At 56.2% G+C, this 26,069-nt stretch carries 24 protein-coding genes; 17 read left to right on the forward strand and 7 right to left on the reverse strand.

Annotated features, from left to right (window positions below):
• The 8 genes from fmt (at position 1) to spoVM (ending at position 9,041) form a co-directional block, all read left to right on the forward strand.
• Positions 1–972, forward strand: a complete 972-nt coding sequence (fmt, locus tag ACI48J_RS09280; protein ID WP_405082559.1) for a methionyl-tRNA formyltransferase — start codon at positions 1–3, stop codon at positions 970–972.
• Between the two features lie 141 nt (positions 973–1,113).
• The gene (rsmB, locus tag ACI48J_RS09285; protein WP_405083198.1) at positions 1,114–2,598 is read left to right on the forward strand and encodes a 16S rRNA (cytosine(967)-C(5))-methyltransferase RsmB; all 1,485 of its coding nucleotides are present in this window, start codon (positions 1,114–1,116) and stop codon (positions 2,596–2,598) included.
• A 418-nt stretch (positions 2,599–3,016) separates the two neighbouring features.
• Positions 3,017–4,084 carry a 23S rRNA (adenine(2503)-C(2))-methyltransferase RlmN gene (rlmN, locus tag ACI48J_RS09290; protein WP_042232718.1) on the forward strand — a complete coding sequence of 356 codons (1,068 nt, stop codon included), beginning with the start codon at positions 3,017–3,019 and terminating at the stop codon, positions 4,082–4,084.
• A 15-nt stretch (positions 4,085–4,099) separates the two neighbouring features.
• A complete protein-coding gene (locus tag ACI48J_RS09295; RefSeq protein WP_326053632.1) occupies positions 4,100–4,861 on the forward strand; it encodes a Stp1/IreP family PP2C-type Ser/Thr phosphatase in 762 nt (253 codons plus the stop codon).
• Positions 4,858–6,999 carry a Stk1 family PASTA domain-containing Ser/Thr kinase gene (pknB, locus tag ACI48J_RS09300; RefSeq protein ID WP_405082560.1) on the forward strand — a complete coding sequence of 714 codons (2,142 nt, stop codon included), beginning with the start codon at positions 4,858–4,860 and terminating at the stop codon, positions 6,997–6,999. Before ACI48J_RS09295 ends, pknB begins: the two co-directional genes overlap by 4 nt.
• Before the next feature lie 39 nt (positions 7,000–7,038).
• A complete protein-coding gene (gene rsgA, locus ACI48J_RS09305) occupies positions 7,039–8,040 on the forward strand; it encodes a ribosome small subunit-dependent GTPase A (protein ID WP_405082561.1) in 1,002 nt (333 codons plus the stop codon).
• A gap of 1 nt (position 8,041) precedes the next feature.
• Complete coding sequence (gene rpe / locus ACI48J_RS09310; RefSeq protein ID WP_405082562.1) at positions 8,042–8,704, forward strand: ribulose-phosphate 3-epimerase; 663 nt, start codon at positions 8,042–8,044, stop codon at positions 8,702–8,704.
• A gap of 256 nt (positions 8,705–8,960) precedes the next feature.
• Complete coding sequence (gene spoVM / locus ACI48J_RS09315; protein ID WP_036739476.1) at positions 8,961–9,041, forward strand: stage V sporulation protein SpoVM; 81 nt, start codon at positions 8,961–8,963, stop codon at positions 9,039–9,041.
• An 82-nt stretch (positions 9,042–9,123) separates the two neighbouring features.
• On the opposite strand, the gene rpmB is transcribed toward spoVM, so the two are convergent.
• Complete coding sequence (rpmB, locus tag ACI48J_RS09320; protein ID WP_009672666.1) at positions 9,124–9,312, reverse strand: 50S ribosomal protein L28; 189 nt, start codon at positions 9,310–9,312, stop codon at positions 9,124–9,126.
• Between the two features lie 283 nt (positions 9,313–9,595).
• On the opposite strand from rpmB, the gene ACI48J_RS09325 reads away from it, so the two are divergent.
• The 5 genes from ACI48J_RS09325 to ACI48J_RS09345 all read left to right on the forward strand — a co-directional run bounded on the left by ACI48J_RS09325 (position 9,596) and on the right by ACI48J_RS09345 (position 15,273).
• Positions 9,596–9,955, forward strand: coding sequence for an Asp23/Gls24 family envelope stress response protein (locus ACI48J_RS09325; RefSeq protein ID WP_009672588.1), 360 nt, complete (start codon positions 9,596–9,598; stop codon positions 9,953–9,955).
• A gap of 18 nt (positions 9,956–9,973) precedes the next feature.
• The gene (locus ACI48J_RS09330; RefSeq protein ID WP_405082563.1) at positions 9,974–11,743 is read left to right on the forward strand and encodes a DAK2 domain-containing protein; all 1,770 of its coding nucleotides are present in this window, start codon (positions 9,974–9,976) and stop codon (positions 11,741–11,743) included.
• A 16-nt stretch (positions 11,744–11,759) separates the two neighbouring features.
• Entirely contained in the window at positions 11,760–12,614 is an 855-nt protein-coding gene (locus ACI48J_RS09335) for a DegV family protein (RefSeq protein ID WP_405082564.1), read from the forward strand.
• Between the two features lies 1 nt (position 12,615).
• Positions 12,616–14,661: an ATP-dependent DNA helicase RecG gene (gene recG / locus ACI48J_RS09340; protein ID WP_405082565.1), complete on the forward strand. Its 2,046-nt coding sequence runs from the start codon at positions 12,616–12,618 to the stop codon at positions 14,659–14,661.
• A gap of 324 nt (positions 14,662–14,985) precedes the next feature.
• Entirely contained in the window at positions 14,986–15,273 is a 288-nt protein-coding gene (locus ACI48J_RS09345) for a stage VI sporulation protein F (RefSeq protein ID WP_326053620.1), read from the forward strand.
• Between the two features lie 214 nt (positions 15,274–15,487).
• Here ACI48J_RS09345 and ACI48J_RS09350 read toward each other — a convergent pair whose 3' ends face one another.
• From ACI48J_RS09350 to ACI48J_RS09360, 3 genes are all read right to left on the reverse strand, one after another.
• A complete protein-coding gene (locus ACI48J_RS09350; RefSeq protein WP_405082566.1) occupies positions 15,488–15,847 on the reverse strand; it encodes a YolD-like family protein in 360 nt (119 codons plus the stop codon).
• Positions 15,844–17,091 (reverse strand): DNA polymerase IV, encoded by a 1,248-nt coding sequence (locus ACI48J_RS09355; protein WP_405082567.1) that lies wholly within the window; start codon positions 17,089–17,091, stop codon positions 15,844–15,846. The genes ACI48J_RS09350 and ACI48J_RS09355 overlap by 4 nt, the downstream gene beginning before the upstream one ends.
• A 98-nt stretch (positions 17,092–17,189) precedes the next feature.
• Entirely contained in the window at positions 17,190–17,594 is a 405-nt protein-coding gene (locus ACI48J_RS09360) for a hypothetical protein (RefSeq protein WP_405082568.1), read from the reverse strand.
• Positions 17,595–17,811: 217 nt separating this feature from the next.
• Here ACI48J_RS09360 and ACI48J_RS09365 point away from each other — a divergent pair, with 217 nt between their 5' ends.
• Entirely contained in the window at positions 17,812–19,359 is a 1,548-nt protein-coding gene (locus tag ACI48J_RS09365) for an HD domain-containing phosphohydrolase (protein ID WP_405082569.1), read from the forward strand.
• A gap of 270 nt (positions 19,360–19,629) precedes the next feature.
• Entirely contained in the window at positions 19,630–20,340 is a 711-nt protein-coding gene (locus ACI48J_RS09370) for an SOS response-associated peptidase (RefSeq protein WP_405082570.1), read from the forward strand.
• A gap of 242 nt (positions 20,341–20,582) precedes the next feature.
• Here ACI48J_RS09370 and ACI48J_RS09375 read toward each other — a convergent pair whose 3' ends face one another.
• Both ACI48J_RS09375 and ACI48J_RS09380 read right to left on the reverse strand, forming a co-directional pair.
• Complete coding sequence (locus tag ACI48J_RS09375) at positions 20,583–22,169, reverse strand: MDR family MFS transporter (protein ID WP_405082571.1); 1,587 nt, start codon at positions 22,167–22,169, stop codon at positions 20,583–20,585.
• A gap of 57 nt (positions 22,170–22,226) precedes the next feature.
• Positions 22,227–22,691 carry a MarR family winged helix-turn-helix transcriptional regulator gene (locus ACI48J_RS09380; protein ID WP_405082572.1) on the reverse strand — a complete coding sequence of 155 codons (465 nt, stop codon included), beginning with the start codon at positions 22,689–22,691 and terminating at the stop codon, positions 22,227–22,229.
• A 197-nt stretch (positions 22,692–22,888) separates the two neighbouring features.
• Between ACI48J_RS09380 and ACI48J_RS09385 the strand changes: the two genes are divergently transcribed.
• A complete protein-coding gene (locus tag ACI48J_RS09385) occupies positions 22,889–24,244 on the forward strand; it encodes a sensor histidine kinase (RefSeq protein ID WP_405082573.1) in 1,356 nt (451 codons plus the stop codon).
• 50 nt (positions 24,245–24,294) lie between these two features.
• Positions 24,295–24,603: a hypothetical protein gene (locus tag ACI48J_RS09390; protein WP_326053594.1), complete on the forward strand. Its 309-nt coding sequence runs from the start codon at positions 24,295–24,297 to the stop codon at positions 24,601–24,603.
• A gap of 153 nt (positions 24,604–24,756) precedes the next feature.
• On the opposite strand, the gene ACI48J_RS09395 is transcribed toward ACI48J_RS09390, so the two are convergent.
• Positions 24,757–25,917 carry a cation:proton antiporter gene (locus ACI48J_RS09395; protein WP_326053592.1) on the reverse strand — a complete coding sequence of 387 codons (1,161 nt, stop codon included), beginning with the start codon at positions 25,915–25,917 and terminating at the stop codon, positions 24,757–24,759.
• Between the last annotated feature and the right edge of the window lie 152 nt (positions 25,918–26,069).

Raw genomic sequence — 26,069 nt, forward strand, 5'->3', positions numbered from 1 at the left:
GTGAAGCTGATTTTTATGGGAACCCCGGACTTCGCGGTTCCTTCCTTGAGGGCGCTAATTGAGGGCGGCTACGAAGTGGCTGCCGTCGTTACACAGCCGGACCGTCCGAAAGGGCGCAAGCGCGTGCTGACACCGCCTCCCGTCAAAGTGGAGGCCGAGAAGCACGGCATCCCGGTGTTTCAGCCGGAGAAGCTGCGCACGTCCGACACGGTCGATGAAATCCGGAGAATTTCTCCGGATCTTATCGTGACGGCGGCATACGGCCAGATCCTGCCCAAGGCGGTGCTCGACATTCCCCGTCTGGGCTGCATCAATATCCACGCTTCCCTTCTGCCGAAATACAGAGGGGGCGCTCCGATACACCATGCGATCATACAGGGCGAGCGGGTGACGGGCGTTACCATCATGTACATGGCGGTAGGGCTGGATACGGGAGATATGATCAGCAAGGTTGAAGTTCCTATCGGGGATGACGATACGACCGGCACGATGTTCGACAAGCTTAGCCTGGCGGGTGCAGATCTGCTTAAGCGCACGCTGCCCGAATTGTTTGCGGGCACGGTCCAGGCTGTACCGCAGGATGATTCGCAAGCGGTATACTCGCCGAATATCAACCGCGAAGACGAGAAAATCGACTGGAACCGGTCTTCCAAGGATATTTGGAATCTGGTTCGCGGATTAAATCCTTTTCCGGGCGCTTATACAACCTGGAACGGGGAAATCCTGAAAGTATGGGTGTGTAAAAAACCCGAAGACCTCGCGCCAAGCGCGGATAGAACGTTGGAAAGCTCGACCGGCGCAGGGCTGAAGCCAGGCACGGTTATCGGAGCGGACGAAGACGGGATCGAAGTGGCTACGGGCGACGGAAGCCTGAAACTGCTGAATGTCCAGCCTGCCGGCAAGAAGGCCATGGAAGCGGCTCAGCTTGTACGGGGAAGCTCCATGGAGAAAGGCGCCGTTTTGGGTGAATAGCAGACGCGTGAAACGCAATGCGCAGGAATTTTCGGTGAATGACCGACGGTTCCTGCGTTTTTCCGTAAACGATACATATGTCCCTGCCAAGCGATGATTCTAAAGCAGGAGCCGCATACGTACGATTTTAATAAGCAAAGGATGTGTGCAAGTCCCGTGAAAAAAAATGAGCCGGATAACCGGAAGGGACAAGTCGGGGGCGCCAGCGGTCCGGCAAGCCGTTCTCGGACCGACCGGAGAAACAGCCAGGCCGCAAAGCCGAAACGAGAGCATGTAAAAAAATCGGCGCGCGACGCTGCGCTCAGCGTATTGACAGGCGTCGAGGAAGCGGGCTCTTACAGCAACCTCAAGCTGAATCAGATACTGCGCGAAGCGGATCTCCCGCGCCCGGATGCCGCTCTGGCTACGGAAATTGTGTACGGAACGATCCAGAGACGGAATACAATCGACTATTACTTGGCGAAACTGGTGACCAAGGGGCTCGGCAAGCTTCAGCCCTGGGTACGCAGTCTGCTCCGGATGAGCTTGTATCAGCTCCTGTATCTGGAGCGCGTGCCCGACCACGCGGTTGTCAGCGAAGCTGTTAACATAGCGAAGCGCCGGGGCCATCAGGGCATCTCCGGCATGGTCAACGGCGTGCTGCGCAGCGCTATCCGCCAGCGTGCGGAGCTGACGCTTCCGCAAGGGATGACGGACATCGAGCGCATTTCGCTCGAACATTCCCATCCCGAGTGGCTGGTCCGGCGCTGGACCCTGCAGTACGGCGCCGAAGCGTGCGAGCGCATCTGCAGGGCGAACAACGAGCCGCCGCACGTCAGCATCCGCGCGAATACACGCCGCCAGCAGCCCGATTCGCTGCTGGAGCAGCTTCGGCTGGGCGGATTTGACGCCGAGCCTTCGGCACTGTCGCCCGCCGGCATTGTCGTATCCTCGGGCGGAAACATGGCGCTGACGCCGGGCTTCGGCCAGGGCGACTACTCCATCCAGGACGAAAGCTCCATGCTCGTTGCCGAAGCGCTTCGGCCGGAGGCAGGCATGACCGTCCTGGACTGCTGCGCCGCCCCGGGCGGCAAAACGGCGCACATCGCGGAGAAGATGGACGACACCGGCACGGTGTGGGCCTGCGACCTGCATCCTCACAAAAAGCGGCTGATCGACGAACAAGCCCAGAGGCTGGGCCTGAAGTCGGTCCGCACCTTGGTGAAGGATGCCAGGGAACTTGCCGGGGAATTCGAGCCGGCCTCGTTTGACCGCATCCTGCTTGACGCTCCCTGTTCGGGCTTCGGCGTTATCCGCCGGAAGCCCGACCTGAAATGGGGCAAGCGGGAGGAGGACATCGCCGAGATCGCGGCCGTCCAGCAGAGCATCCTGGAGGCTGTTCACGGTCTGCTCAAACCCGGCGGTGTGCTTGTCTACAGCACATGTACAATCGAGCGGACGGAGAACGAGGACGCGGTGGCCCGCTTCCTGGAGGCCCATCCCGAGTTTGTCCTTGATCCGATTCCGACAACAGGCTGGCCGGAATCCGCGCCTCTGGAGCAGGCGATTTCGGGCATGATCTCGATTATGCCGGACCAGTACGGGACGGACGGCTTCTTTATTGCCCGGATCCGGCGCTTGGCGTAAGCTGCGGATAAAAAGACCGCCATGCGAGTGAGCAGCCCTACCGGTCGGGATATCGCTTTGGATAAAGGACTTTGTAGGCTGTTCTCCCATTGCTTATCGTTTAACCGGTGTGAATCCGACTAACGGAATATCTTAAACGCCGCGTTTTGCGGGTTCCGGCGTTTGTGTATGAAGGCTGTTTACCTTCAGCAGATGAAGTCGTCCGTTTAACGATTGGCGCCGTACAGCCGGATGAGCCGGGTGGGATGCCCGAGCTGCGGCTCGGCCCGATATGGGGCGTCTTCTTCCGCTGCCTGTACGCGATGCCTGATCCCCACTGGCCCGCTCTAGTGTGTTCAGCCGTCTTTTATGCTAAAATAGGAAGGATTCGGCTGGATAACCCATTTTTTATTTGGAAAATAAGTTAGGTGTGATTACTGTGAAAAATAAAACCTTGCAAGTAGATAAACCCTTTGTGTACGACTACAGTCTGGAAGACTGGAAGCAGTGGACCGAGGAGAACAAAGAACCGGTCTTCCGTGCCGGACAGATTTTCGACTGGCTGTATGTGAAACGTGTCACGGACTTCGAGGAAATGACGAATTTGTCGAAGGCGCTTCGCGAGAAATTGAAGGCCGGCTTTTCCTTCGTCACGCTGACCGAAATCGCCAAGCAGCAGTCGAAAGACGGAACGGTGAAGTTCCTGTTCGAGCTGGCGGACAAAAACGCGATCGAGACCGTGATCATGAAGCACAGTTACGGCAACAGCGTATGCGTAACGACTCAGGTCGGCTGCCGGATCGGCTGCACGTTCTGCGCCTCCACACTCGGCGGATTGAAGCGTGACTTGCGCGCGGGCGAAATCGTCGCCCAGATTGTCAAAGCGCAGCAGCTCCTCGATGCGACGGGAGAGCGCGTAAGCTCCATCGTCATCATGGGAATCGGCGAACCGTTCGAGAACTACGATGCGATGATGAAGTTCCTAAACATTATGATTCATCCGAAGGGCCTGAATATCGGCCAGCGCCACATCACCGTTTCGACCAGCGGTATCGTGCCGAACATTTACCGGTTTGCGGACGAGGATACGCAGATCAATTTGGCGATTTCCATCCATGCGCCCAATGATGCGCTCCGTTCCAAGTTAATGCCGGTTAACCGCCGGTTCCCGTTCGCCGATCTGATCGAGTCGTGCAAATATTACATGGCCAAAACGGGCCGCCGCATCACGTTCGAGTACGCTCTGATGGGCAACGTAAACGACCAGGCCGAGCATGCCGAGGAACTCGCCGAAGTTCTGAAGGAACTGCCGATGTGCCACGTTAACCTGATTCCGGTCAATTACGTGCAGGAGCGGGATTACGTACGGACGACGCGCGACGATATTTTTAACTTCCAGCGCATTTTGGAACGCAACAAAATCAACGCGACCATACGCCGTGAGCAGGGCAGCGACATTGCCGCCGCCTGCGGACAACTGCGGGCCAAGCATATGGAAGCGAAATAACGGAGTGAAATGCGGATGAAAATGGTGAGTGTGACAGATACCGGCCGAGTCCGGTCCGTAAATGAAGACAGAGCCGTTATTCAGCATGACGTCGGAGGGTATTCCCTGGCCATTGTGGCCGACGGAATGGGCGGTCATCAGGCGGGCGACGTCGCCAGCCAGATGACCATCGACATCATCCGGGAAGAACTCAAATCCCTGAGTTCCTCGATGACGGTCGAAGAGTGCAAGCTTGCCGTGAAGGAAGCGATCCGTTCGACCAACCGCAAGGTGTTCGAATATGCCTCCGCCAGGGAAGAGCTTCAGGGAATGGGCACGACCGTCGTCGTTCTCTTGGCATCCGGACAGCTGGCCATCCTGGGGCATATCGGAGACAGCCGCGCTTATAAAATAAGCGGGCCCTCTATTCTCCGTTTGACGGAGGATCACTCTCTGGTGAACGAGCTTTTGAAGAACGGCCAGCTGACGCCGGACGAAGCGGAGCGCCATCCGCGCCGTAACGTACTTACCAGGGCGCTGGGGACGGAACCGGACGCGCAGCCAGACGTTCAGCATCTGAGCCTGGAGAGCGGAGATATTCTCCTTCTTTGCAGCGACGGACTGAGCGGAATGGTCGACGACCAGACGATCCTGTCCATTGTGCGCGGGGAATCCGAATTGGAAGCCATGGCTCAGAGCCTGCTTCAGGCTGCTCTGGATGCGGGCGGAGACGACAACATCACGATCATTCTTGCATCGGGAGACTCAGGACCCGCTTCGGGAGGGGATCCCGCATGATTGGAACGAAGCTGGGTGGCCGCTATGAAATTCTGGAACGCATTGGCGGAGGAGGAATGGCTCTTGTTTACAAAGGGCTCGATATCCTGCTCCACCGCAAGGTGGCCGTCAAAATGCTCCGCCAGCAGTACGTGAACGACGAAGAGTTTATCCGCCGTTTCCGCCGGGAAGCCCAGGCGGCGGCTTCGCTCTCCCATCCTAACGTGGTCAGCATTTACGACGTGGGTCAGGAAGGCGAACTCCATTACATCGTGATGGAATACATCGAGGGGAAGACGCTGAACGAAATTATCAAAGAGCGGGCCCCGCTGCCTGTCGAGGAAGCCGTTCATTATGCGGTCCAAATCTGCGATGCTCTGGAGCATGCGCATCATAACGGAATTATTCATCGGGACATTAAACCTCATAATATTCTGATCGGAAAAAACGGCCGCGTCAAAGTGACGGATTTCGGAATCGCCCGCGCGGCTACTTCTTCTACGATCACGCAGACGGGTTCCGTCGTAGGCTCGGTTCACTATTTCTCGCCTGAGCATGCGAAAGGAACCAATACGGGTGAAAAATCGGATCTGTATTCGCTTGGGATCGTGATGTATCAAATGCTGACGGGGGAGCTTCCGTTTCACGGCGAGAGCCCGATCAGTGTGGCTTTGAAACATCTGCAGGAAGACGCCGAGGATCCGAGGCGGATTAATCCGATGATTCCGCAAAGTCTGGAGAATATCATTCTCAAAGCGGTGCGCAAAAAGCCCGATGAGCGGTACCAGTCCGCCCGCGCCATGATGGAGGATCTGGAAACCTGTCTGCAGCCCGAACGCCGCAACGAACCTAAAATAAGTTTTCATCACGACGATCATGACGATGACGAGAACACGCTCGTTCTCCCCGCCATCCGTCCTAATCAGCAGGTGCAAATATTCGATGACGAGGATGATGCGGAGGAATCGCCGGTCAAGGGCAAAACGGAGCCTGCCGCATCCAAACCGTCCCCGCCGCCGAAGAAAAAGAAAAAGACAGGCCTGTGGGTCACGATCCTCGTCCTGATCGCTCTGCTGCTGGCCGGCGCTATTTATTACGTGCAGGGGAAAGTAGTCGTTGCCGAGGTTCCGGTTCCTAACGTCAAAACGGATACCCTGCAGAAGGCCCAGGAAAAGCTGACCGCCGCCAAGCTCGGTTACGAAGTGGAGGAGGTCGCCGACCCGCAGCCTGCGGGAATCGTTATCGACCAGAATCCGCAGGCGGGGATGAAAGCCAAAGAGCAGACGAAAGTCAAACTCAAGGTCAGCAAAGGGCCTGAATTAAAGAAAATGATTTCGGTGGTCAATCACAACGTGGACGACGCCAAGGCTCAGCTGATCCAGGGGCTCGGTCTCAAGGAGGATCAGATCTCGATTACGTACCGGTACTCCGAAGACCAGGAAGCGAATACGGTTCTGGAGCAGACCCCGCGCGAAGGCGAGGACCTGAATCCGGCCGCGGCCGCAGTCAAGCTGATCGCGAGCAAAGGCAAAGAAACGATCAAGATGCCGGCACTTGTCGGCCTGTCGAAGGAAGAGGCCATCAGCCGGATTAGCGTCAGCAAGTTAAAGGTGGGAGCCGTCACCGAAGAGCCCAGCTATAAAGTCGCTAAAGGCAAAGTCATCAAGCAGTTCCCTTACGAGCCGGATAACGAGGTTCCCGTCGGCCAGGCCATCGGCTTGATCGTAAGCTCCGGCATGCCGCAGGAAGCGGGGCAGATGGTTGTCAACGTGCCGCTGGTTCCTTCGTCGGAAGGAAAGAAATCCACGTTCAAGGTGCTTGTGAGCGACGCCCAGGGCGACAACCGCGAATACCGGACCGAGACCATTTCCTCGCCGTCGGCAGTCGATGTTAAAGTGATCGTGGCGCCGGACAAAAACGCCGTCATCACCGTCAAGGAAGACGACAAGGTCGTCAATGTGACGACGAGGACTTACCAGGATTTCTTGAACCAGCAGGCCGGCAGTCCCTCGCCTACACCGACTCCTCAGCAGACCGGAGGGCAGACTTCGATGCAGCAGTACGGAGGCTCCAAACTTGTTTCCGGCGGCGGAGAAGAGAAGGGCAAAGGCAAGGAGAAGGACAAAGATAAAAACAAAGATAAAGATAAAGATGACTAGAACCGACATCCGAATTCAAAAAGGAGGACGAGATCCGCAATGCCCCAAGGTTTGATCGTAAAAGCGCTCAGCGGGTACTACTATGTCCTACCGGAGGGAAGCCGGCTCGGCTCCGATTCTCTCGTGCAGTGCAGGGCCAGAGGCGTTTTCAAGAAAAGAGGGATTTCACCGCTGGTCGGCGACCGGATAAAATACGAAGCGACGGAGAACGGCGAAGGAACGGTAACGGAGATCGACCCGCGGACATCCGAAATGATTCGCCCGCCCATCGCGAACGTGGACACGGCCATGCTCGTCTTCTCGGTTGTGGAGCCGGATCTGAACCTGCAGCTGCTGGATAAGTTTCTCGTCCACATCGAGAATACGGGACTGCATGCGGCTATTTGCCTGACCAAAGCGGATCTGGTTGATCTTGCGGATGACACTTCTGAAGAGAGTGCCGCTGAAAGTGCGGAAGAGGGCGAAGCTGTCCCGATAACGGATTCGTCCGCTTCCGCCGGCCTTGTCGCCCCGCCCATGCCCGGCTGGCTTACCGACGCGGTCGAGCTGTACCGCAAGATTGGTTACCCCGTCATGCTGACGAGCTCGCGGCAGGGGGAAGGCGTCGACCAGGTTGCGGAATACCTGGACGGCAAAATCAGCGTATTCGCCGGGCAGTCCGGGGTCGGCAAGTCGTCCATGCTGAATGCGATCGTAGCGGGTCTGGATCTTCAGACCAACGAGATCAGCCACCGGCTGGGCCGGGGGAAGCACACGACGCGGCATGTGGAATTGATACCGCTCGCCAAGAGCGGATATGTCGCGGACACGCCGGGCTTTAGTCAGCTTGACTTTGTCGAACTGGAAGCCGAAGACCTCGGGTCCTGCTTCCGCGAATTCCAGTCTTATGCCGAAACGTGCAAGTTCCGGGGCTGCCTGCATCTTCACGAACCGGGCTGCAAAGTCCGCGACGCCGTGGAGCAGGGGGAAATCGCCGCAAGCCGTTACGAGCATTATTTGCAGTTTCTGCAGGAAATGAAAGAGAAAAAGAGGAGGTACTAAGATGCTGCGCATAGCTCCATCCATTCTGTCCGCCGACTTCGCCAAGCTTGGCGAAGAAATTCGCGAGGTTGAGAAAGCGGGCGCCGACTGGATACATGTCGACGTCATGGACGGTCACTTCGTGCCGAACATCACGCTGGGCCCTCCTATCGTATCCGCCATCCGGCCTCATACGTCCCTGCCGCTCGATGTACACCTGATGATCGAGCAGCCCGAAAGATATATCGCAGACTTCGCCAAAGCGGGCGCAGATTTGATCTCCGTGCATGTGGAGACGTGCCCTCACCTTCACCGCACGCTTCATCAGATCAAGGAGCACGGGGTCAAGGCCGGAGTCGTTTTGAATCCCGCCACTCCTTTGTCCGCTATCGAACATGTGCTGGAAGAGTATCTGGATCTGGTCCTCATCATGACCGTTAACCCGGGCTTCGGAGGGCAGTCGTTCATACCGGGCATGCTTAGCAAAATCCGCGGCCTTCGCGGCAAGCTCCGTGAACGTGGACTGGATCACGTGGAGATCGAAGTGGACGGCGGAATCAACGAAAAGACCGCGCTGCTGGTCGCTGAGGCAGGCGCCACCATGGCGGTTGCCGGCAATGCGGTGTTCGGCCGGCCCGACCGCGCGGAAGCGATCCGCCTGATCCGCGAATCCGCGGGCAATTAAAGCCCGCCGCATTTGTCCGGCGGTCGCCGCAGAACGGACGTGTCATAAATCCCCCGGCGGGGGCATACACTTGGTTACGAGAATTTAAGCATTCTTGTAACCTTTTTTTTATGGGATAAAAGGATGCCAGGAGCCCACGCAGCAGGGGATGAAAGCCGCGTATTCGTTTTCGGGGGCAAGCACATTTTCGGGCATGTGCGAATATACTGGAATCGATGAGAGCGGTTTGCCGGCAATCATGAAGGAGGGGTAGAGGATGAAATTCTACACAGTCAAGCTGCCGAAATTTTTGGGCGGTTTTGTCAAGGCCGTACTGAACACGTTCAGCAAAAATTAATAGCTGCAGCCGTTGAGCCTGTTAAAAGGCACGAAAAAAAGCACCCGTTACGGTGCTTTTTGTCTTTTCGCTAAAGCGATCGTTATACGCGTTCCACTTTGCCGGATTTCAGGGCACGGGTGCTGACGTAAACGCGCTTCGGTTTGCCGTCCACCAGGATGCGTACTTTTTGTACGTTAACGCCCCATGTACGCTTGTTTTTGTTGTTCGCGTGGGAAACATGGTTTCCGGACTTCGGGGATTTGCCAGTAATATAGCATTTGCGAGACATGAATGACACCTCCTTATAAGTATACGAAACTGCCAGCATGGCAAGCCTAAACCTAACACACAGCAAGGCAGCTTTTGTTAGCATGTGGCTCGTCGGCCTGTTTAAGTTCAGGGCATCGGTTTGCTTCGTTCTACCGCATTCAATAAACACACTTAAATATAATAGCACAGCGAAAAAGAGATAGTCAACGAATAGGAGCCATTTTTGTCATTTATTTATTCCATAGGTTATAGTACAATGAGGATTAGTCCTATTGACCCTTTTTGAAGGAGTTGGTATTTTCATGCCAATCGAGGTAAGCAACGAATTAGGTAAAATTCATGTAACCGATGAAGTGATCGCCGTACTTGCGGGTTCCGCCGCATTGGATTGTTACGGTCTGGTCGGTATGGCTTCGCGCAAACAATTAAAAGATGGCATTGCAGAATTGCTCGGACGGGATAATCTGGGACGGGGTGTGGAAGTACGCCGCGAACAGGACCGCGTAGAGATTGATCTATACATTATTGTAAGTTACGGAACCAAAATATCCGTGGTGGCGCACAACGTCCAGACCAAAGTGAAGTATGTATTAAATGAAGTAGTGGGTTTGCATGTAGATGAAGTTCACATATTCGTTCAAGGGGTTAGGGTATCCCGGTAATCAGGAAGGAGAATACCATTGAGTAAGCGCTTTAACACAATAAATGGAAATGATTTTATGCAGATGGTGTTTGCTGGAGCTGACAACCTTCGCAGAAATGTGGACAGGGTGAACGGTTTGAACGTTTTCCCGGTCCCTGACGGAGATACCGGAACGAATATGAACCTGACGCTTACGTCGGGCGTAGAGGAACTGAAACGCAAGCCGTCCGCACATATCGGCAAAGCGGCGGAAGCTTTATCCAAGGGATTGCTGATGGGCGCACGGGGCAACTCCGGCGTGATTCTGTCCCAGCTTTTCCGAGGCTTCGCCAAGTATACGCATGATATGGAAGCGATCGACGTGCAGCAGTTTGCCGCGGCTCTGCAGCAGGGCGTGGACACCGCATATAAAGCGGTCGTCAAACCCGTGGAAGGTACCGTACTGACCGTTTCCAAAGAGGCGGCGAAGCATGCCGTCGCCTCGGCAAGACGCTGTGCGGACGTTACGGAGCTCGTGGAAGAGGTGCTGAAGCAGGCCAGCGAAACCCTGTCCAAAACGCCGGACATGCTTCCTGTCCTCAAACAGGTAGGTGTAGTCGACGCGGGCGGACAGGGCCTGGTCTGCATTTACGAAGGATTCGTTAGCGCGCTGAACGGCCAGCAGCAGGAGGATACGTCCTCCTTTATCGTTGCGGATGCGCCCCTCCTGGGACAGACCGCCAAGGACAAGGACATTGAAACGCTCCAGCTCGCCCCCGAAGCCCATCACATGGATCGTACGGGTCCCGCGCAGCTTCATATGTCTACGGATGACATCGAATTCGGCTACTGTACCGAGTTTTTGCTGAAGGTCGTTCCCGGCAAAACGAAAGGCCTCGAATTCAATGAAATTAATTTCCGCAGCCAGCTCGGAAAGCATGGGGATTCGCTGCTTGTCGTGGCGGACGATGAGCTTGTCAAAGTTCATATTCATGCGGAATATCCCGGACAAGTCATGAATCTGGCCATGGAATACGGAGATCTGACCCGGATCAAAATCGAGAACATGCGCGATCAGCATTCGCATATCCTGGAAGAAGCGGCTGAGGTTTACGAGCGTGCCGCCGAAGAGGAAGCGCAGCGTTCGGTGGTGCCCGCCGCCAAAGAACTTAAGCCGTACGGATTCGTGGCCGTGGCTCTGGGCCAGGGCATTACGGAGATTTTCACAAGCGTAGGCGTGGATGTCGTTTTGTCCGGCGGACAGACGATGAACCCGAGCACGGAAGACGTTGTGAAGGCGATAGAGCAGATCGATGCGGAAACCGTGTTTATTCTGCCCAATAACTCCAATATCATCATGGCCGCGAAGCAGGCGCAGGATCTTGTCGAAGATAAGCGGATTATCGTCATCCCGACGAAGTCGATTCCGCAGGGCTTGGCCTCCATTCTGGCATTCCAGGAAAAAGCCAGCGCCGACGTCAACGAACAAACCATGAACGAAGCGATTCGAGGCGTCCGTTCCGGTCAGGTTACCTTTGCGGTTCGCGATACGTCCATCGACGGCATCGAAATCAAACAAGGTCATTTTATCGGCATTGAGGACGGCAAAATCGTCGTATCCGAACCGGAGCTTGTCGAAGCGAGCCGGAAGCTTCTGGATCATATGATCCGCGAAGCCGAGATCGTGACGATTCTGACGGGCGAGGATGCCGGCGAAGAGCAGACGGAGCAGCTTACCGCTTATATCGAAGCCCAGTATCCGAACGTGGAGATCGAGCTTCATCCGGGCGGACAGCCGCTGTACGCCTATATATTTTCCGTAGAGTAAGAGAGGGGGTTTGCATATGAGCCGTGTTCGTATTGTAACGGACAGCACGTCGGATATTCCGAAAGCTACCCGTGAAAAACTCGGTATTGAAATGGTTCCGCTCAAAATCCACCTCGACGGAGAAACTTATCTGGATGCGGTTACCCTGGATGCGGAGCAGTTTTATCACAAACTGGTCGCCGCTCACAGCATGCCGACAACCTCTCAGCCTTCGCCCGCGGAATTTCTTGCGCTCTATGAGAAACTGCTGGCCGAAGATCCCGAGGTCACCATTTTGTCCATCCATCTGTCGTCGGCCATGAGCGGAACGTACCAGTCCGCCCTGCTGGCCAAGTCGATGCTGGACGAGGAAGACCGCGTACAAGTGATTGATTCCAAGACGGCGTGTTACGGAATCGGCGCCCTTGTCGTGGCCGCCGCAGAAGCGGCCCGGGAAGGCAAGAGCATGGAAGAATGCGTGGAGATCGTGCGGAGAATCCGCGAATCGTTCGTTATCTACTTCCTCGTCGACACGCTCGAATATTTGCAAAAAGGGGGCAGAATCGGCAAAGCGTCCGCTTTGATCGGTTCCTTGCTCAACATTAAGCCGATTCTGTCCGTAGATCCCGAGGGAGAAATCGCTTCGGTGGATAAAGTACGCGGGCAGAAGAAGGCGATGGCCCGGATCATCGAAATGATGCGGCGGGACATTCCCGGCGGGGACATTCACATCAGCATGGCACACGCGAACAACAGGGAAGCGGCGGAAGAGCTGTACCGCCTTATCGAGCAGAACTTTACGATCAAGAGCATGCAGTACATCACCATCGGTCCGGTTATCGGAACCCATGCGGGACCGGGAACCGTAGCTGCATTCGTGAGTCCGGCCTGACATGGAACTTAACGAAATTCCGGTTACGGAAGTCCGCGGAATCGGCGGACAGAAGGCCGAAGAACTGCAGGCCCTTGGCATTACCCGTGTTGCTCATCTGCTCGAGTACTACCCGTTCCGCTACGAAGATTACTCCATCCGCGATTTGACCCAGGTCAAAGACGGAGAGAAAATTACCGTGCAGGGCAAGATCATGTCCGAGCCTGTCCTGCAAAGATACGGCCGCAAAAACAGGCTCAGCTGCAAAGTGGTCATTGACCACTTTTTTGTTACCGCCGTCTGGTTTAACCGGCCGTTCCTGAAAGACCAGCTCGCTCCCGGGCGTGAAATTGTCCTGACGGGCAAGTGGGACCAGCGCCGTCATCAGATGACGGTTTCGGATTCCGAATTTCCCGATAGGGGAACTTCCAAGACCGGCACTTTGCAGCCGGTCTATTCCGTTGGCGGCTCCCTTACTCAGCATTTTATGCGCAAGGCGACGGCTCAGGCCCTTACTCAGTACAGCGCCATGGTAAGTGAGATCATCCCGGCGGAACTGCTGCGCAAATACCGCTTGCTGCCCCGCAGAAGAGCCATGGAGATCATTCACCGCCCCGAGGGGACGGAGGATGGGAACGAGGCCCGGCGCCGGATGGTGTATGAGGAGCTGTTCCTGTTTCAGCTCAAAATGCACGCCTTCCGGGCCATTACGCGTAACCGCGCCGACGGGCTCGCGCAGCAGGTGGATCTCCCGAAGGTGCGCGCCTTTGTGCGCGGCCTGCCGTTCACGCTGACGCCTTCGCAGAAGAAGGTCATCGCGGAGATCCTGCAGGACATGCAGGAGCCTTACACGATGAACCGCCTGCTTCAGGGCGATGTCGGAGCGGGCAAGACGGTCGTTGCCGCGGCGGCGCTCTACGCGACGGTAACGGCCGGCTGCCAGGGCGCTCTGATGGTGCCGACGGAGATCCTCGCCGAACAGCATAACCGCTCGCTGACGGCCATGTTCGAGCCCTACGGGCTGCAGGTCGCCCTGCTCACCGGAAGCACGACCGCCCGCCAGCGGCGCGAGCTTCTCGCGTCCCTGCAAATGGGCATGCTCGACATTCTGGTCGGCACGCATGCCCTCATCCAGGAAGACGTCTTCTTCCGCAAGCTGGGCCTTGTCGTCACCGACGAGCAGCACCGGTTCGGGGTAAACCAGCGCAGCATCCTGCGGCGCAAGGGGATGAACCCCGACGTGCTGACGATGACGGCGACGCCGATTCCCCGGACGCTGGCGATTACGGCATTCGGCGATCTTGACGTCTCGACGCTCCGGGAGCTTCCGAAGGGGCGCAAACCGATCAAAACGTATTGGGTGCGTCACGAGATGTTCGACCGGGTGCTCGGCTTTATCCGCCGGGAAGCGGATGCGGGCCGCCAGGCTTACGTGATCTGCCCGCTGATCGAGGAGTCGGAGAAGCTGGACGTGCAGAACGCGATAGACGTACACGTCCAGCTTCAGCAGGCGTTCCCCGATCTCAAGGTCGGGCTGCTTCACGGGCGGATGGCCGCGGCCGAGAAGGACGAGATCATGCACCGGTTCAAGGACGGCGAGATCCACACGCTCGTATCCACAACGGTCATCGAGGTCGGTGTGGACGTTCCCAATGCGACACTGATGGTCGTATACGACGCGGACCGGTTCGGCTTGTCGCAGCTGCATCAGCTGCGGGGCCGGGTCGGGCGCGGGGAGCACCAGTCGTTCTGCGTCCTGATCGCCGATCCGAAAACCGAAGTCGGCAAGGAGCGGATGCAGGCGATGACGGATACGACGGACGGCTTCGAAATCGCCCGGCGGGATCTGGAGCTTCGCGGGCCCGGAGATTTCTTCGGCACGAAGCAGAGCGGCCTGCCCGACTTCCGGATCGCCGACATGATGGTCGACTTCGAAACGATGGAGCTGGCCCGTGACGATGCGGCCGAGCTCGTAGCGCGGCCGGAGTTCTGGACGGCGGCGGAGTATATTCCGCTTCGTGACTTTCTCCAGCGCGAGCTTATTTTCGACGGGGATATCATGGACTGATAAACGGCTTTACGAAAACCGACCGGCGCTGCCGGCCGGTTTTTTTGTGCCGCGTGATGTTCCCGGCGCGTCGAGGCCTGCCCATCGCATGCGGTTGGCCGCCGTTTCTGCCGTAGTTGAATCGCTTCTTTGCCGCGAGAGGCGGCCTGTGTTTGCTAACCGGTGCCGGGAATCCCGGTGAATCGTTTTTCTGATGAGGACTTAAACGAGAGTGCGATCGGCGATGCCGGGACGGACCGTAAGCTTTTCCACCCGTAAAATCTAGGCACATCCGGGCCGCTGCCGACATATGTTAGCAGGGATGGATAACGGGGAGGTGTTCAAGTGAGCTATCAGCAATATGGTATCGATCCGGCTCTGGTCGAACGCGTGAAATGGAAAATGAAAAACCCGGAAATTAAAGAACGCATTAAAAGGCTGCTGGAAGGGGTCACGAAGTACGATCTGCAAAACCGGCAGAAAGTTGCCGCTTTCGTCGCCCAGTTTTCCAAAGTGCTCGGCGAACCGCTTACTCAGGCCCAGTCGTCGTCTATGATTGATTTTGTCATCGCCCAAAAAATCGATCCCAACAACACGTTCCATTTATTAAAGCTGTGGGGAATGTTCCGTTAAAAAAAGCAGGCTGCTCCTGAAGATGAGTAGACACGGAAGATTTCGTTATTTTTCGTGCCCATCTACAAAAAAACCGTCTATTCTTCGATAAAGAAGAGAGACGGTTTTTTTGCTTTTTCATTTTTTGCCGCAGATTTGTCGGAAAAGCCCTGCTTTAATCCTAGCATTCTGAGTGGTTATTCAAAATTTCACTTTGTTCCCGGAAACCGGAATTCTAATCGCTGATTTTGAGAATATCGTCAAAAGCGAGCCGGCGCACATTTCCCGGCACTTCAAGATGGATTTCCTGCTTCAGAGGGTCGATGCGCCGGACGATCCCGGCTATTTCCTCGTCCTCGAAAGGACCGTATACCGTCAGGGTAAGCACCCGCCCCGTTGTCTTCGCCTGGGCCAGAAGACTGCCTATGCGCTGGCGCTCTTCGTCTTCCAGCGACGGGTGAGCCCGGCGGTTCAGTTCCCGCTGGTGGCGCAGGTAGGCTTCCTTGTGTTCGGGCAGCATCATGCGGGACGATTCATACAGGCCGTTTCCCTGAAGTTTTTTGCCTGTCTTGGAACCGGCCGAAGAAGATTTCACTTGTAATGCCCTCCGATCTTATGGGATCTGTCTTTGGCCTGGCCGGCCGGGGTAGCGGAAACCGCACGCATAATGGCGGTGCTTCCGAACCGCTGCCGGATCGTATCGGTTGCCCGCTCCAGAGCGATTTTGCGCTCCTCGTCTCCGAACATCAGCAGCTGATACTGATCATCGGGCACGAGGTCTCCCAGCGTGACTCCGACCTTGCGTACGGGGAGGCCGTCCCAGTGCTTGCGGAACAGTAGCTGGGCCGTTTCGTAGACCGTATCGGTGAGCTGCGTCGGGTTCGGCAGCTTCATCTGGCGGTAAAAACCGCTCGGATGGTCGTAATCCGCGCCCTGACAGCCGACGGAGACCACCTGGCCCTGACAGCCTTTGGCCCGGCAGCGCTGGCATACCAGCTCGGAGAGCTCGAGCAGCACGACTTTGATTTCTTCGGCCGTGGCATAGTCGCGGGGCAGCGTCATCTGATGGCCGACGGCCTTTTGTCCCTCGTGAGTCTGGGGGGTTACCGGGGAAGGATCGATGCCGTTAGCTACCCGCCAGATGACTTCCCCGTTGATTCCCCAGCGAGCGCGCAGACGGGCCAGCGGGGTTCTGGCCAAGTCGCCGACGGTAAGGATGCCCATGCGGTTAAGATGCCGGGTCATCCGGGAGCCGATCAGATACGTTTTGCTGACGGGCAGCTCCCAGAGATTGGCGATTTCGCTTTTGGGCAGTCCGTAGATGCCCTCCCGGTTTTTCTTGGCGAAATTGTCGCAGGCCATTTTAGCGAGCACTTTATTTTCGCTGATGCCGATCCGCGTCCATACACCGGTTTCCTGCAGCACCTTTTGCTGGATATCTCTGGCGATTTCCACGGGCGTGCCGAAGAGATGCAGGCTCCCCGTCACATCCAGGTACTGTTCGTCAATGCTGAACGGCTCCACGAGATCGGTGTACGTTTGAAGAATGGCCGTAATCTGCATGGAGACTTTAATGTACTCTTCCATGCGGGGGCGGATGACTACGGCCTCGGGACATTTCCGGAGGGCCTCGCCCAGCCTTTCGGCCGTTGTGACGCCGTGCGCTTTAGCGAGGGGGCAGGCGGCCAGAATAATGCCGGAACGGCGGGCGGGATCGCCCGCTACGACGACAGGCTTATCGCGGTATTGGGGATGGGCGGCTTTTTCCACGGATGCGTAAAAAGACTGGCAGTCCGCCAGCATAATTACACGTTTGCCTTGCTCGGGGAAGGCGGTCATCGGTAACACCTGCCATTTTGTCGGAATGAGAAAATGAATTTGAATAAAGGGAACTTGTGTTCGTATCTATTATTAACCATACACGAACATTTATTCGGTTAACAACCGGTAATGTTTGCCTGCCCGGTGTTTCCGGTGTCCGGCCCGGCGGTAGGATCCAGGTACACCTCCAGTGCGGTAACGATTTCGGCGCGGATCAGCCGCCACAGCAAAGAAAACCGGTGGTGATACCCGCGGCATATGTAAGCGACGTTCAACCCGTCTGTCGTGCGCCTTTCCTCGTAAATCCGGATGCCCCGCCGGCGGAACTGCTTGCGCAAAAAAGCCATGTCGGCCGTGACGCGATCTTGGATCAGGCGAAGATGGCCGATCAGCGGCTCTGGAAGTTTGCCGGAGCTTTCCAGCAGCGCAATGTTTTTTTCCAGTACGTCTAACAGAACCGGAAGCAGCACATACCGCTTAACGAGCATCGAATCGTCACGGGTTTGCAAAGGCGGCTGCATGATGTCTCACTCCTTGGGTATGGAAACGTATGTTCTTATGTAGTATATTCAGAATACCGAACATATATTCGATTATCAAGAAGAGAATTATTTGGAATTTTTGAGCGAAATTCGCCAGTTTAGCCAGTCCTTTTGAGCGCAGCCGTAAACAAAAAGATCATGATCATGTACAATAAAAAGAGAGTAACATGCCATTTATTGGGAGAGGGGGCGCGTTTTGCGAACATATACATACCGGCGGCTTCTGTTGGCTCTGCTGCGCAATTACTTGATCGGCTCCGCCATTGCGGTGCTGGGAGTAGGCAGCGTTCTGATCTATTCCTCACTGCGGGCGACGAGTCGCGAAATGTCCGTCATGCTGGTTATCCTGGGCGTTTCGCTCCTTGTGATGATAGGGGCCGAACTGACCGTATTTGCCCGTCAGATGAGGCCGGTCCGTGCGGTTTTTCTCAAACACAGTCCCGCTCTCGACGAAATAAAGGAAGCTTATATACGCCTTCACCAGCTCCCGGTGCTGGCGGTCAAACGGATTTTCGGACCGCACTTGTTCGGAATGGTTCTGCCTGCCGTCGTGCTGGCCGTGGGCGCGATCCGTATGGGCATGCTGGAGATCAGTTATTTTGACCTGACGCTCGCCGTGCTCGGCGCTCTGCTTGTGGGGTGCATGCATGCGATGATTGAATTTTTTCTGACCGCCTATTCCATCCGTCCGGCGCTCCGGCATTCGCACGATCTTGCCCTGCGCCTGCACGGCGCGGAGGTGTCTCTGGACGGCAGAGTGTTGTTTTCGATCCGGAAAAAGTTCCAATGGAGCGCGTTTCTGATCGGTACCTTCCCGCTTTTCCTGTATTATTTGACCGTGCAGATCCGTCTGGTCCGCGAGGATACGTCCCTGCTGATGGATTACTGGAAGTGGGATGCCATGATTATCCTGCTGGGCATTCTGTTCGCTTCGCTCGGCGCCTGGCTGCTTTCCCGGGATATCGAGCATCCCATCGGGCAGATCCATAAAGTCATGGGAGAAGTGCGGGCCGGGAATCTGGATATCCATGCGCCGGATCTTTATCCCGATGAGTTTTCGCGCCTGGTGGCGGGCTTTAATCACATGGTGGAAGGACTCCGGGAGCGGGACCGGATCAATCACGAACTGATTTCGGGCTATTTTGCCGCGCTGGCCGCCGCGCTGGATGCCAGAGACGCGTACACGGCCGGACACTCCGAAAGGGTCGCGGGCTATTCCGTCCGGATCGGCAGTCTGGCCGGGTTCTCCGAACACGACCTGGAGGAACTGCGCAAAACGGCGCTGCTGCACGACATCGGCAAAATCGGAATCAGCGACACCGTGCTGTTAAAAGAGGGGAGGCTCACGGACGACGAGTTTGCCCAAATTCAGATGCACCCCGCGCTGGGAGAACGAATCCTGCGGCAGATCGAGCCGCAGAGCTTGATGGCCCCGTTCCTGCCGGGAGTCCGTTCCCATCACGAACGGTTTGACGGCCGGGGCTATCCGGACGGTCTCAAGGGCCTGGATATTCCGCTTTTCGGCCGGGTAATTGCCATTGCCGATGCTTATGACGCGATGACCTCGGACCGCCCCTACCGCAAAGGCATGTCCACGGAGAAGGCGCTGTCCATTTTGAAAGAAGGAAGGGGCACGCAGTGGGACCCCCACTTCGCAACCTTGTTTATCGGCTGGCTGGAAGAAGAAGGCGGGCTGGATAATAAATCCGACGGAGCCGAAAGAACGCGCGAACATGCCGGCTGATTTACCGGAAAACGGAAGACGGAAAACGGAAAGGGAAGAAAAGGGGCTTCCGCCCGGATGCCGAAAGAACGAAAAGACACATGCATTTTCCGCCCGGCGGATGTGAATGTGTCTTTTCGTTATACGAGTGCCCGCCGGACACTGTAGGTTGTCTCCAATGGAAGGAATGCCTGGAATTTGGCCTCTGTGGCCGATTCGCTTTTTATTTGAATTCAACCCGCCGTTGTATTAGGCTGTACATAAACCTGTGTGAATAAGGAGGAAATGTCCATGTGCGGACGGTATACGATCACGGTAACGGTAGAGGAGCTTATGGCCCGCTTCGGCCTTTTCGATGCGCCGGGCATTCCTTATCATAGTCCGAAATATAACGTAGCTCCCGGCCAGATGGTGCTTGCCGTCGTGAATGACGGCCGGAATAACCGGATCGGCGAGCTGAAATGGGGATTGATCCCGGAGTGGGCCAAGGAAGAAAGCGTCGGCGCCAAAATGCTGAACGCCCGCGCGGAAACGGCGGCGGACAAACCCGCTTACCGCATTCCGCTGCGCCGCAAGCGGTGCCTTATTCCGGCTGACGGCTTTTACGAATGGAAGCGGGAGGGGGGACTTAAGCAGCCGATGCGAATCCGGCTGAAAGACGGTGGGTTGTTTGCGATGGCCGGTCTCTACGACACCTGGCTTTCGCCCGACGGCCGGCGCGTCAGCACCTGCACGGTGCTGACGACGGCGCCGAACCCGCTTGTGGCGGATATTCACGACCGGATGCCGGTTATTCTGCGGCGGGAGGACGAGGCTTTGTGGCTGGACCGGCAGGTTCAGGACCCCGCCGATCTGCTGTCTGTGCTCCGAGCCTATCCAGCCGCAGAGATGGAGGCGTACCCGGTTTCGCAGCTGGTCGGGAACGTGCGCAATGACAGTCCGCAGCTGATCGAACCGATCGTACCGCCGGACAGCCCGGTGCAGGAAGGGTGGCTGCTGTAAGAAGCGGCCCGGGCAGGCCGGAAGAATCCTTGCGGTAACAGCGAAGCGGGCGGGATCGCCGGTTCTGTCTGCTGCCCTGTGCAATCTGGCAGGTGCGAATTAGCCTGGCCTGACCTGAAATGAACTCATCTACTGAACTGGCCCGACCGACCGCCGGGTTAAAAAAAGCGCTTGGCGCTGCCCGGCTAAACAGCCGAAAAAAGCCGGAATCCCCATGAAGGATTCCGGCTTTTCGATTGATTTTACTCCGCGGCGGGTTCGGCTTTGTCGGCCGGCCCGTCTTTTTTCCGCTCGGTCAGTTTGATTGTCGGTACGGCAACCGTCAGCACGGCTCCCAGCACGATGAAAATCAGCGCGAACAAGTAGACGGAATGCAGAGAAGAGACGAGCGAATTTTTCAAAATCGGAGCAATGGTTTTCAAAAACTCCGCGGGCATCTGCTTCATGGATTCCGGGCTGAACAGATACGAATACAGCCCTTGCGGATTCGTATGAATCATTTCCGTAAATTTGGCCGTCAGTTCTTTGGCCTGCTCGGGCAGCTTTTGCAGCACGGGAACAAGCGTGTCCGTCAACTGATTGGTCGATTTATGATTCATAATCGCCCCGAGGATGGTCATGCCGAACGTTCCGCCGATGGAGCGGAAGAACTGGCTTGAAGAAGTGACGACCCCCAGCTCCGATTTCGGGAACGATTCCTGGAGAACGAGCGTAAGAATCGGCATCACTAGCCCCATGCCAAGGCCGATTACGAGCATAATCAAGGTAGCGGTAAGTTTCGTCGTATCGATGCTCATCGTCGTCAGCAGAAGGAATCCCGCCGCCATCACGATCATGCCGATGCTGATCTGGACTTTCGGCCCGATTTTGTAGACGATCTGCCCGCCGATGATACTGGCAATGATCATGGTAACCATCATCGGGGTCATAATGGTGCCGGACGCCGAGGCGCTGACACCGACAACCCCCTGCATGAAGAGCGGCACGAAAATAATGGCGCCGAACATGCCGATGCTCATCAGGAAGCCGATGCCGTTGAGCACGGTGAACGTGCGGTTCTTAAACAATCGCACCGGAAGGATCGCTTCCTCCGTCCGGGATTCGATAATAATGAAAGCAGTGATGGAGATAACGGCCAGAACGAACAGGCTGATAATCTGCCAGGACAGCCAAGGGTACTCGCTGCCCCCGAAGCTGAGACCGAGCAGGAGACTGACGACCCCGACAATCATGGTGAACATGCCGGCTACGTCGAACTTGACGGGTCCTTGTGTTTTGTGCTTGCCGAGGCCCATGGCAATAAAGATAACGGCGATAATCCCGACGGGCAGATTGATGTAGAACACCCATCTCCAGTTGAGGCCGTCCACGATCCAGCCGCCGATTTGCGGGCCGATCACGGAAGCGAGCCCGTAGAGAGCGCCGAAAACGCCCTGCCATTTGGCACGCTGCTTGCCCGTAAACAAGTCTCCGATGATAATCATCGCCATCGGCATCATAATGCCGCCGCCGATACCTTGAATGCCGCGGTATACGATAAGCTGGGTCATGCTGTCCGTCGTTCCGCAAAGCGCCGAGCTTGCCATGAATATAATAAGTCCCGTCACATAAACGACGCGGCGGCCCAGCAGGTCGGCCAGCTTACCGGCGATCGGCACAACCGCGGTGGAAGTCAGCATGTAGGCGGTAGTCAGCCATGTCATATAACCGAGACCGCCGAGCTCTCCGACGATCCGCGGCATAGCCGTGCCTACGATCGTTCCTTCGAGGGCTCCGAAAAGCATCGCGATAATCAGACCCGCTATCAGCATGCCCCGGTGTTTAGTCATTTCTTGTTGATCTTGCTCTAATTTAAGTGGTTCTCCCATTGTGTAAACTCCATTTCTCTATGATTTGCAGCATTTTCCGTTTGTGTCCTCTTCATTTCCGGCGATATTTTGCAGTTTTTCGGAAATTTTCATCAGCGATTTCAGCTCGTCCTGGTCGAGCCGCGAATAATACTGTTTGATAACCTCGAAAGTTTTGAGCTTCGCTTCTTTAAGAACGCTCTGCCCGTGTTCCGTAAGGGATACCATTACGACACGGCGGTCGTTCTCATCGTGATGCCGCACGACAAGCTTGTTCTGTTCCATCCGGTCGATCATGACGGTAATGGCGCTGGGCTTCACTTCCATCATTTCGGCCAACTGGGTGATTTTACCGGGCCCAGTCTCCGCGATCCAGTTCAGCACGTGAAATTGCGGACCGGTCAGCCCCATTTCTTTAAAATGAGACATCTGAGGCCCGATCCGTCGGTAAAAGGACATAGTCGCCCGCAAAATCCGGGCTACGTAATCTTCGTTATCAAGCACGGAAGATAGTCTCCTCCTTTCAAATTCGCAAAATTATTTTCACTAGTTATTATTTAAACTATATAAATATTAAGCTGTGTATATAAAAAAGTCAATCATTCTGTTTACAAAAAACGGAGCGCTCTGCCGGAAAAGAAGCAAAACGCTATCCCGATGTGCTACAATGAAAAAAGCAGGTATAGTTGCGGAGGGTATAGATGAGAACGACGATAAACCAACACAGAAAACCGGTATGGATCGGCTCCCTGCTGGGCCTGCTTACTGCCTGCATCCTAATCGGACAAGCGTATGCTTTTCTCTGGACGGAGCAGCAGAAGGCAAACAGCCGGAACCATCTGTTCTGGGATTCGTATTTAAACGCCATGTATGGCGTCGATAAAAATTGGTCTTCCGTAATTAAACAGTTAAAAGAAGATTCAGACCCGCAGCGCTTGGCCGGAGAAGCCGGTCTTCGCTTGTACAATGCCGATCAGAAGCTGCTCTTCGACGCGGCTGCACCGTCTTCTTCCGATAAGGAAGACCCTGCAGCCGGCGGCATTGACCTGCGAACCGTTAAGGACGGCAGCCGGACTCTGGGTTATTATAGCTTGCCCGCCGCGCCATTCCATCATCCGGAGCCGCCGTTTTGGGCCGCCGTTCTGGCGGGCTCCCTGCTCGTCGGAGCCGCAGCCGGCCTCTATCTCAAACGGGGGGACAACCGGCTTCAAGCGGTGCTCGACCGTATCCTTTTCCGTCTTGCCGTTCTTGCGAGGGAAGACGGATCGGAGCCCTCCTTCAGGCGGGGCAAAGAAAACGGCGGCACGGACATAAACGCCAGGACGGCGGAAGCCGATGCCCTGCTTACGGGCATCGAGGACAAGCTGAGGCAGATGGAAACCGTGCGGCCGCGCATGGTTGCCGATCTGACCCAGGAGCTCAGGCGTCCGCTTACGGTGCTCCGCTCCAGCCTGGAGCAGGCGCAGATCGAAGAGAAGAGACTGACGACCGATAAGGCGGCGGCACTCTTCGAAGAAGTCAGCCGCATGTCGGCGCTCGTGAATGACATGCAGCAGCTCGTGCTCGCCGAATCCGGCCACCTGGAGCTGGAAAGGCAGTGGTTCTCGCTGCGGGCGAGCCTCGATCCGCTGATCGCCCGTTTGGAGGTGGAAGCGCGCGCCTCCGGCATCGAGCTGCGCTACTCGCCGTCCAGGGAGGTCAGCCTTTACGGCGACCGCCACAAGCTGGAGCAGGCGTTCGGCCATCTGCTCGGGAACGCCGTACGGCTGGCTCGTTCGTCGGCCTCCGTATCGGTCACCGTCAACGATCTGGAAGTGACCGTCACCGTCCGAGACGACGGAGCCGGCCTTACACACGACGAGATTCCGCATCTGTTCGAGCGCTTTTACCGGACCGCTTATCCGTCGGCCGCCGCGGCTTCCGAACCGGGGCTGGGCTTCGGAATGGCTCTGGTCAAACAGTATGTGGAGGCCCACAACGGAAGTGTCCGGGTCACAAGCGAAGCGGGTCAGGGGACGTCTTTTACCGTCCGTCTGCCTATATTTACCGGAACTTAACCGGATAGAATAAGGGCTGCGGGCATACCTTCAAATGAGGAGGGACGACGATGAGCTACCTTAAACTGCTGCAAATTTATGAAAATGACGGTATGACGCCTAAACGCGCCACCTCATTCCGATACGATCAAATGCTCGGAACCATCCTGCAAGAAATGAAACCCACGGAAGTGGGAAGTTCCATGGTACTCTGCCGGGTGGACGATTTCCGGTCTTTCCAGACAACCCGGGTTCAAGCCATCGACCGGGACGGATCGGAGTTCCGGGTGCTCACCCGGAACACGATCTACCACTTCGAGGTCGTGGAAAGCCGGAACGTTTCCCCGGCTTCGCGCCGCGCGTTATGCGAGACTTCGTGAAGCCTGCACCGCGCACCGGAAGCCTCGCACGCATGCGGGTGCCCGGTCATGCGACGCTGCACCGCGTGAGCGGAAACTCGCACGCGGTATGCAAAAAACGCCTCTCCAGCCGATTTAACGGGCTGAGAGGCGTTTTTTTGTGCCGGGCGCAAATCACTCGGCGGTACTCCGTGGCGCGGCAGGGGCGCTCTTTTCGCTGAAAAAGAGCTTCATCATCGGCGGTGTGACGATGGTGGTCACGAGAACGACGACGACAATGACCGCGAACATTTCTTCCGAAAGCAGTCCGGACTCCTGACCGATGGCGGCAATAATTAAGGCGACCTCGCCGCGGGATACCATGGCAGCGCCGATGGCCAGTGAACTGCGCCACTTGAAACCGGCGAGTCTGGCGCCGATGGCGGAACCGACAAGCTTCGTCGCGATGGCAAGAAGACTGAGGATGACGATAAGCCCGATCGAAGAGGAGATTCCCTCAAATTGCACGGTAACTCCGATGGACGTGAAGAAAACGGGAACGAAGATGGAGTAGCTGATCGTCTCCACTTTTTCGAACACTTCGTGCTTGAAATTCGTCAGGCTGATGGCGACTCCGGCGATATAAGCGCCGATAATGGCCGCGACTCCGGCATATTCCGCCAAATAAGCGTAACTGAAGCAGATGATGAGAGCGGCGGAGATTACCGTCTCCGTAACGCGCAGAGGAGCGAATTTTTTCAAAATCCAAGGGACCGCTTTCCAGGCTAAAAGAAGAGCAGCCGCGAAGAAAACGACTTTTTTCACGACAATCATGCCTAAATTAACGTCTCCGCCCGCCATGCTCATCAGAAAAGCGAGCGCGATAATGACCAGCACATCGTCGATGACGGCCGCTCCAAGGATGGTCGTTCCTTCTCTGGACTTCAGTTTGCCCATCTCCTTGAGCGCCTGGACCGAGATGCTGACGCTGGTCGCGGACAGGAGAAGGCCGAGAAACGAAGCTTCCAGCGGAGATTGATTCAGCAGGATGCCGGCGAGATAACCGAGGCCGAACGGGACGATAATGCCGGCCACTCCGACGTAACCGGAGGCTTTGCCCGTACGTTTAAATTCCTCCGTATCGGTCTCAAGGCCCGCGATGAACATCAGCAGAATGACCCCGATTTGACTGATTTCCTGTAGCACATCCGTATTCGACACAAGTCCGAGAAGATTAGGTCCCAGCACAATCCCGATAAGAAGCTTTCCCAGAACCGAAGGCTGGCCCAGCCGGACACTGATATCCCCGGCCAGTTTCGATGCGAGCAAAATAATAGCCAGTTGAAAAATTAGCACGTACCGCCTCACACTCCTTGTTTTCTTATTGTAGTCCCGGAACCCGTAAAAGCATGCAAAAAGAGCCCGTTACCAAAACCCGCTATGTAGACATAGCAAGGCCTTGGTGACAGGCTCCTCCGGGAACTGCAATTTTAAGTTGCTACAATTAT

This window comes from Paenibacillus chitinolyticus, from assembly GCF_045038035.1.
Lineage (GTDB): Bacteria > Bacillota > Bacilli > Paenibacillales > NBRC-103111 > Paenibacillus_F > Paenibacillus_F chitinolyticus_A.

Excerpts from the sequence above, each read along its gene's own strand:
- rsgA (WP_405082561.1), top strand. The coding sequence starts at position 7,039 with ATGCCCCAAGGTTTGATCGTAAAAGCGCTCAGCGGGTACTACTATGTC.
- ACI48J_RS09385 (WP_405082573.1), top strand. The coding sequence starts at position 22,889 with ATGAGAACGACGATAAACCAACACAGAAAACCGGTATGGATCGGCTCC.
- ACI48J_RS09370 (WP_405082570.1), top strand. The coding sequence starts at position 19,630 with ATGTGCGGACGGTATACGATCACGGTAACGGTAGAGGAGCTTATGGCC.
- rpe (WP_405082562.1), top strand. The coding sequence starts at position 8,042 with ATGCTGCGCATAGCTCCATCCATTCTGTCCGCCGACTTCGCCAAGCTT.
- ACI48J_RS09325 (WP_009672588.1), top strand. The coding sequence starts at position 9,596 with ATGCCAATCGAGGTAAGCAACGAATTAGGTAAAATTCATGTAACCGAT.
- ACI48J_RS09295 (WP_326053632.1), top strand. The coding sequence starts at position 4,100 with ATGAAAATGGTGAGTGTGACAGATACCGGCCGAGTCCGGTCCGTAAAT.
- rsmB (WP_405083198.1), top strand. The coding sequence starts at position 1,114 with ATGTGTGCAAGTCCCGTGAAAAAAAATGAGCCGGATAACCGGAAGGGA.
- recG (WP_405082565.1), top strand. The coding sequence starts at position 12,616 with ATGGAACTTAACGAAATTCCGGTTACGGAAGTCCGCGGAATCGGCGGA.
- ACI48J_RS09335 (WP_405082564.1), top strand. The coding sequence starts at position 11,760 with ATGAGCCGTGTTCGTATTGTAACGGACAGCACGTCGGATATTCCGAAA.
- ACI48J_RS09355 (WP_405082567.1), bottom strand. The coding sequence starts at position 17,091 with ATGACCGCCTTCCCCGAGCAAGGCAAACGTGTAATTATGCTGGCGGAC.
- spoVM (WP_036739476.1), top strand. The coding sequence starts at position 8,961 with ATGAAATTCTACACAGTCAAGCTGCCGAAATTTTTGGGCGGTTTTGTC.
- rpmB (WP_009672666.1), bottom strand. The coding sequence starts at position 9,312 with ATGTCTCGCAAATGCTATATTACTGGCAAATCCCCGAAGTCCGGAAAC.
- pknB (WP_405082560.1), top strand. The coding sequence starts at position 4,858 with ATGATTGGAACGAAGCTGGGTGGCCGCTATGAAATTCTGGAACGCATT.
- ACI48J_RS09360 (WP_405082568.1), bottom strand. The coding sequence starts at position 17,594 with ATGCAGCCGCCTTTGCAAACCCGTGACGATTCGATGCTCGTTAAGCGG.
- ACI48J_RS09390 (WP_326053594.1), top strand. The coding sequence starts at position 24,295 with ATGAGCTACCTTAAACTGCTGCAAATTTATGAAAATGACGGTATGACG.
- ACI48J_RS09375 (WP_405082571.1), bottom strand. The coding sequence starts at position 22,169 with ATGACTAAACACCGGGGCATGCTGATAGCGGGTCTGATTATCGCGATG.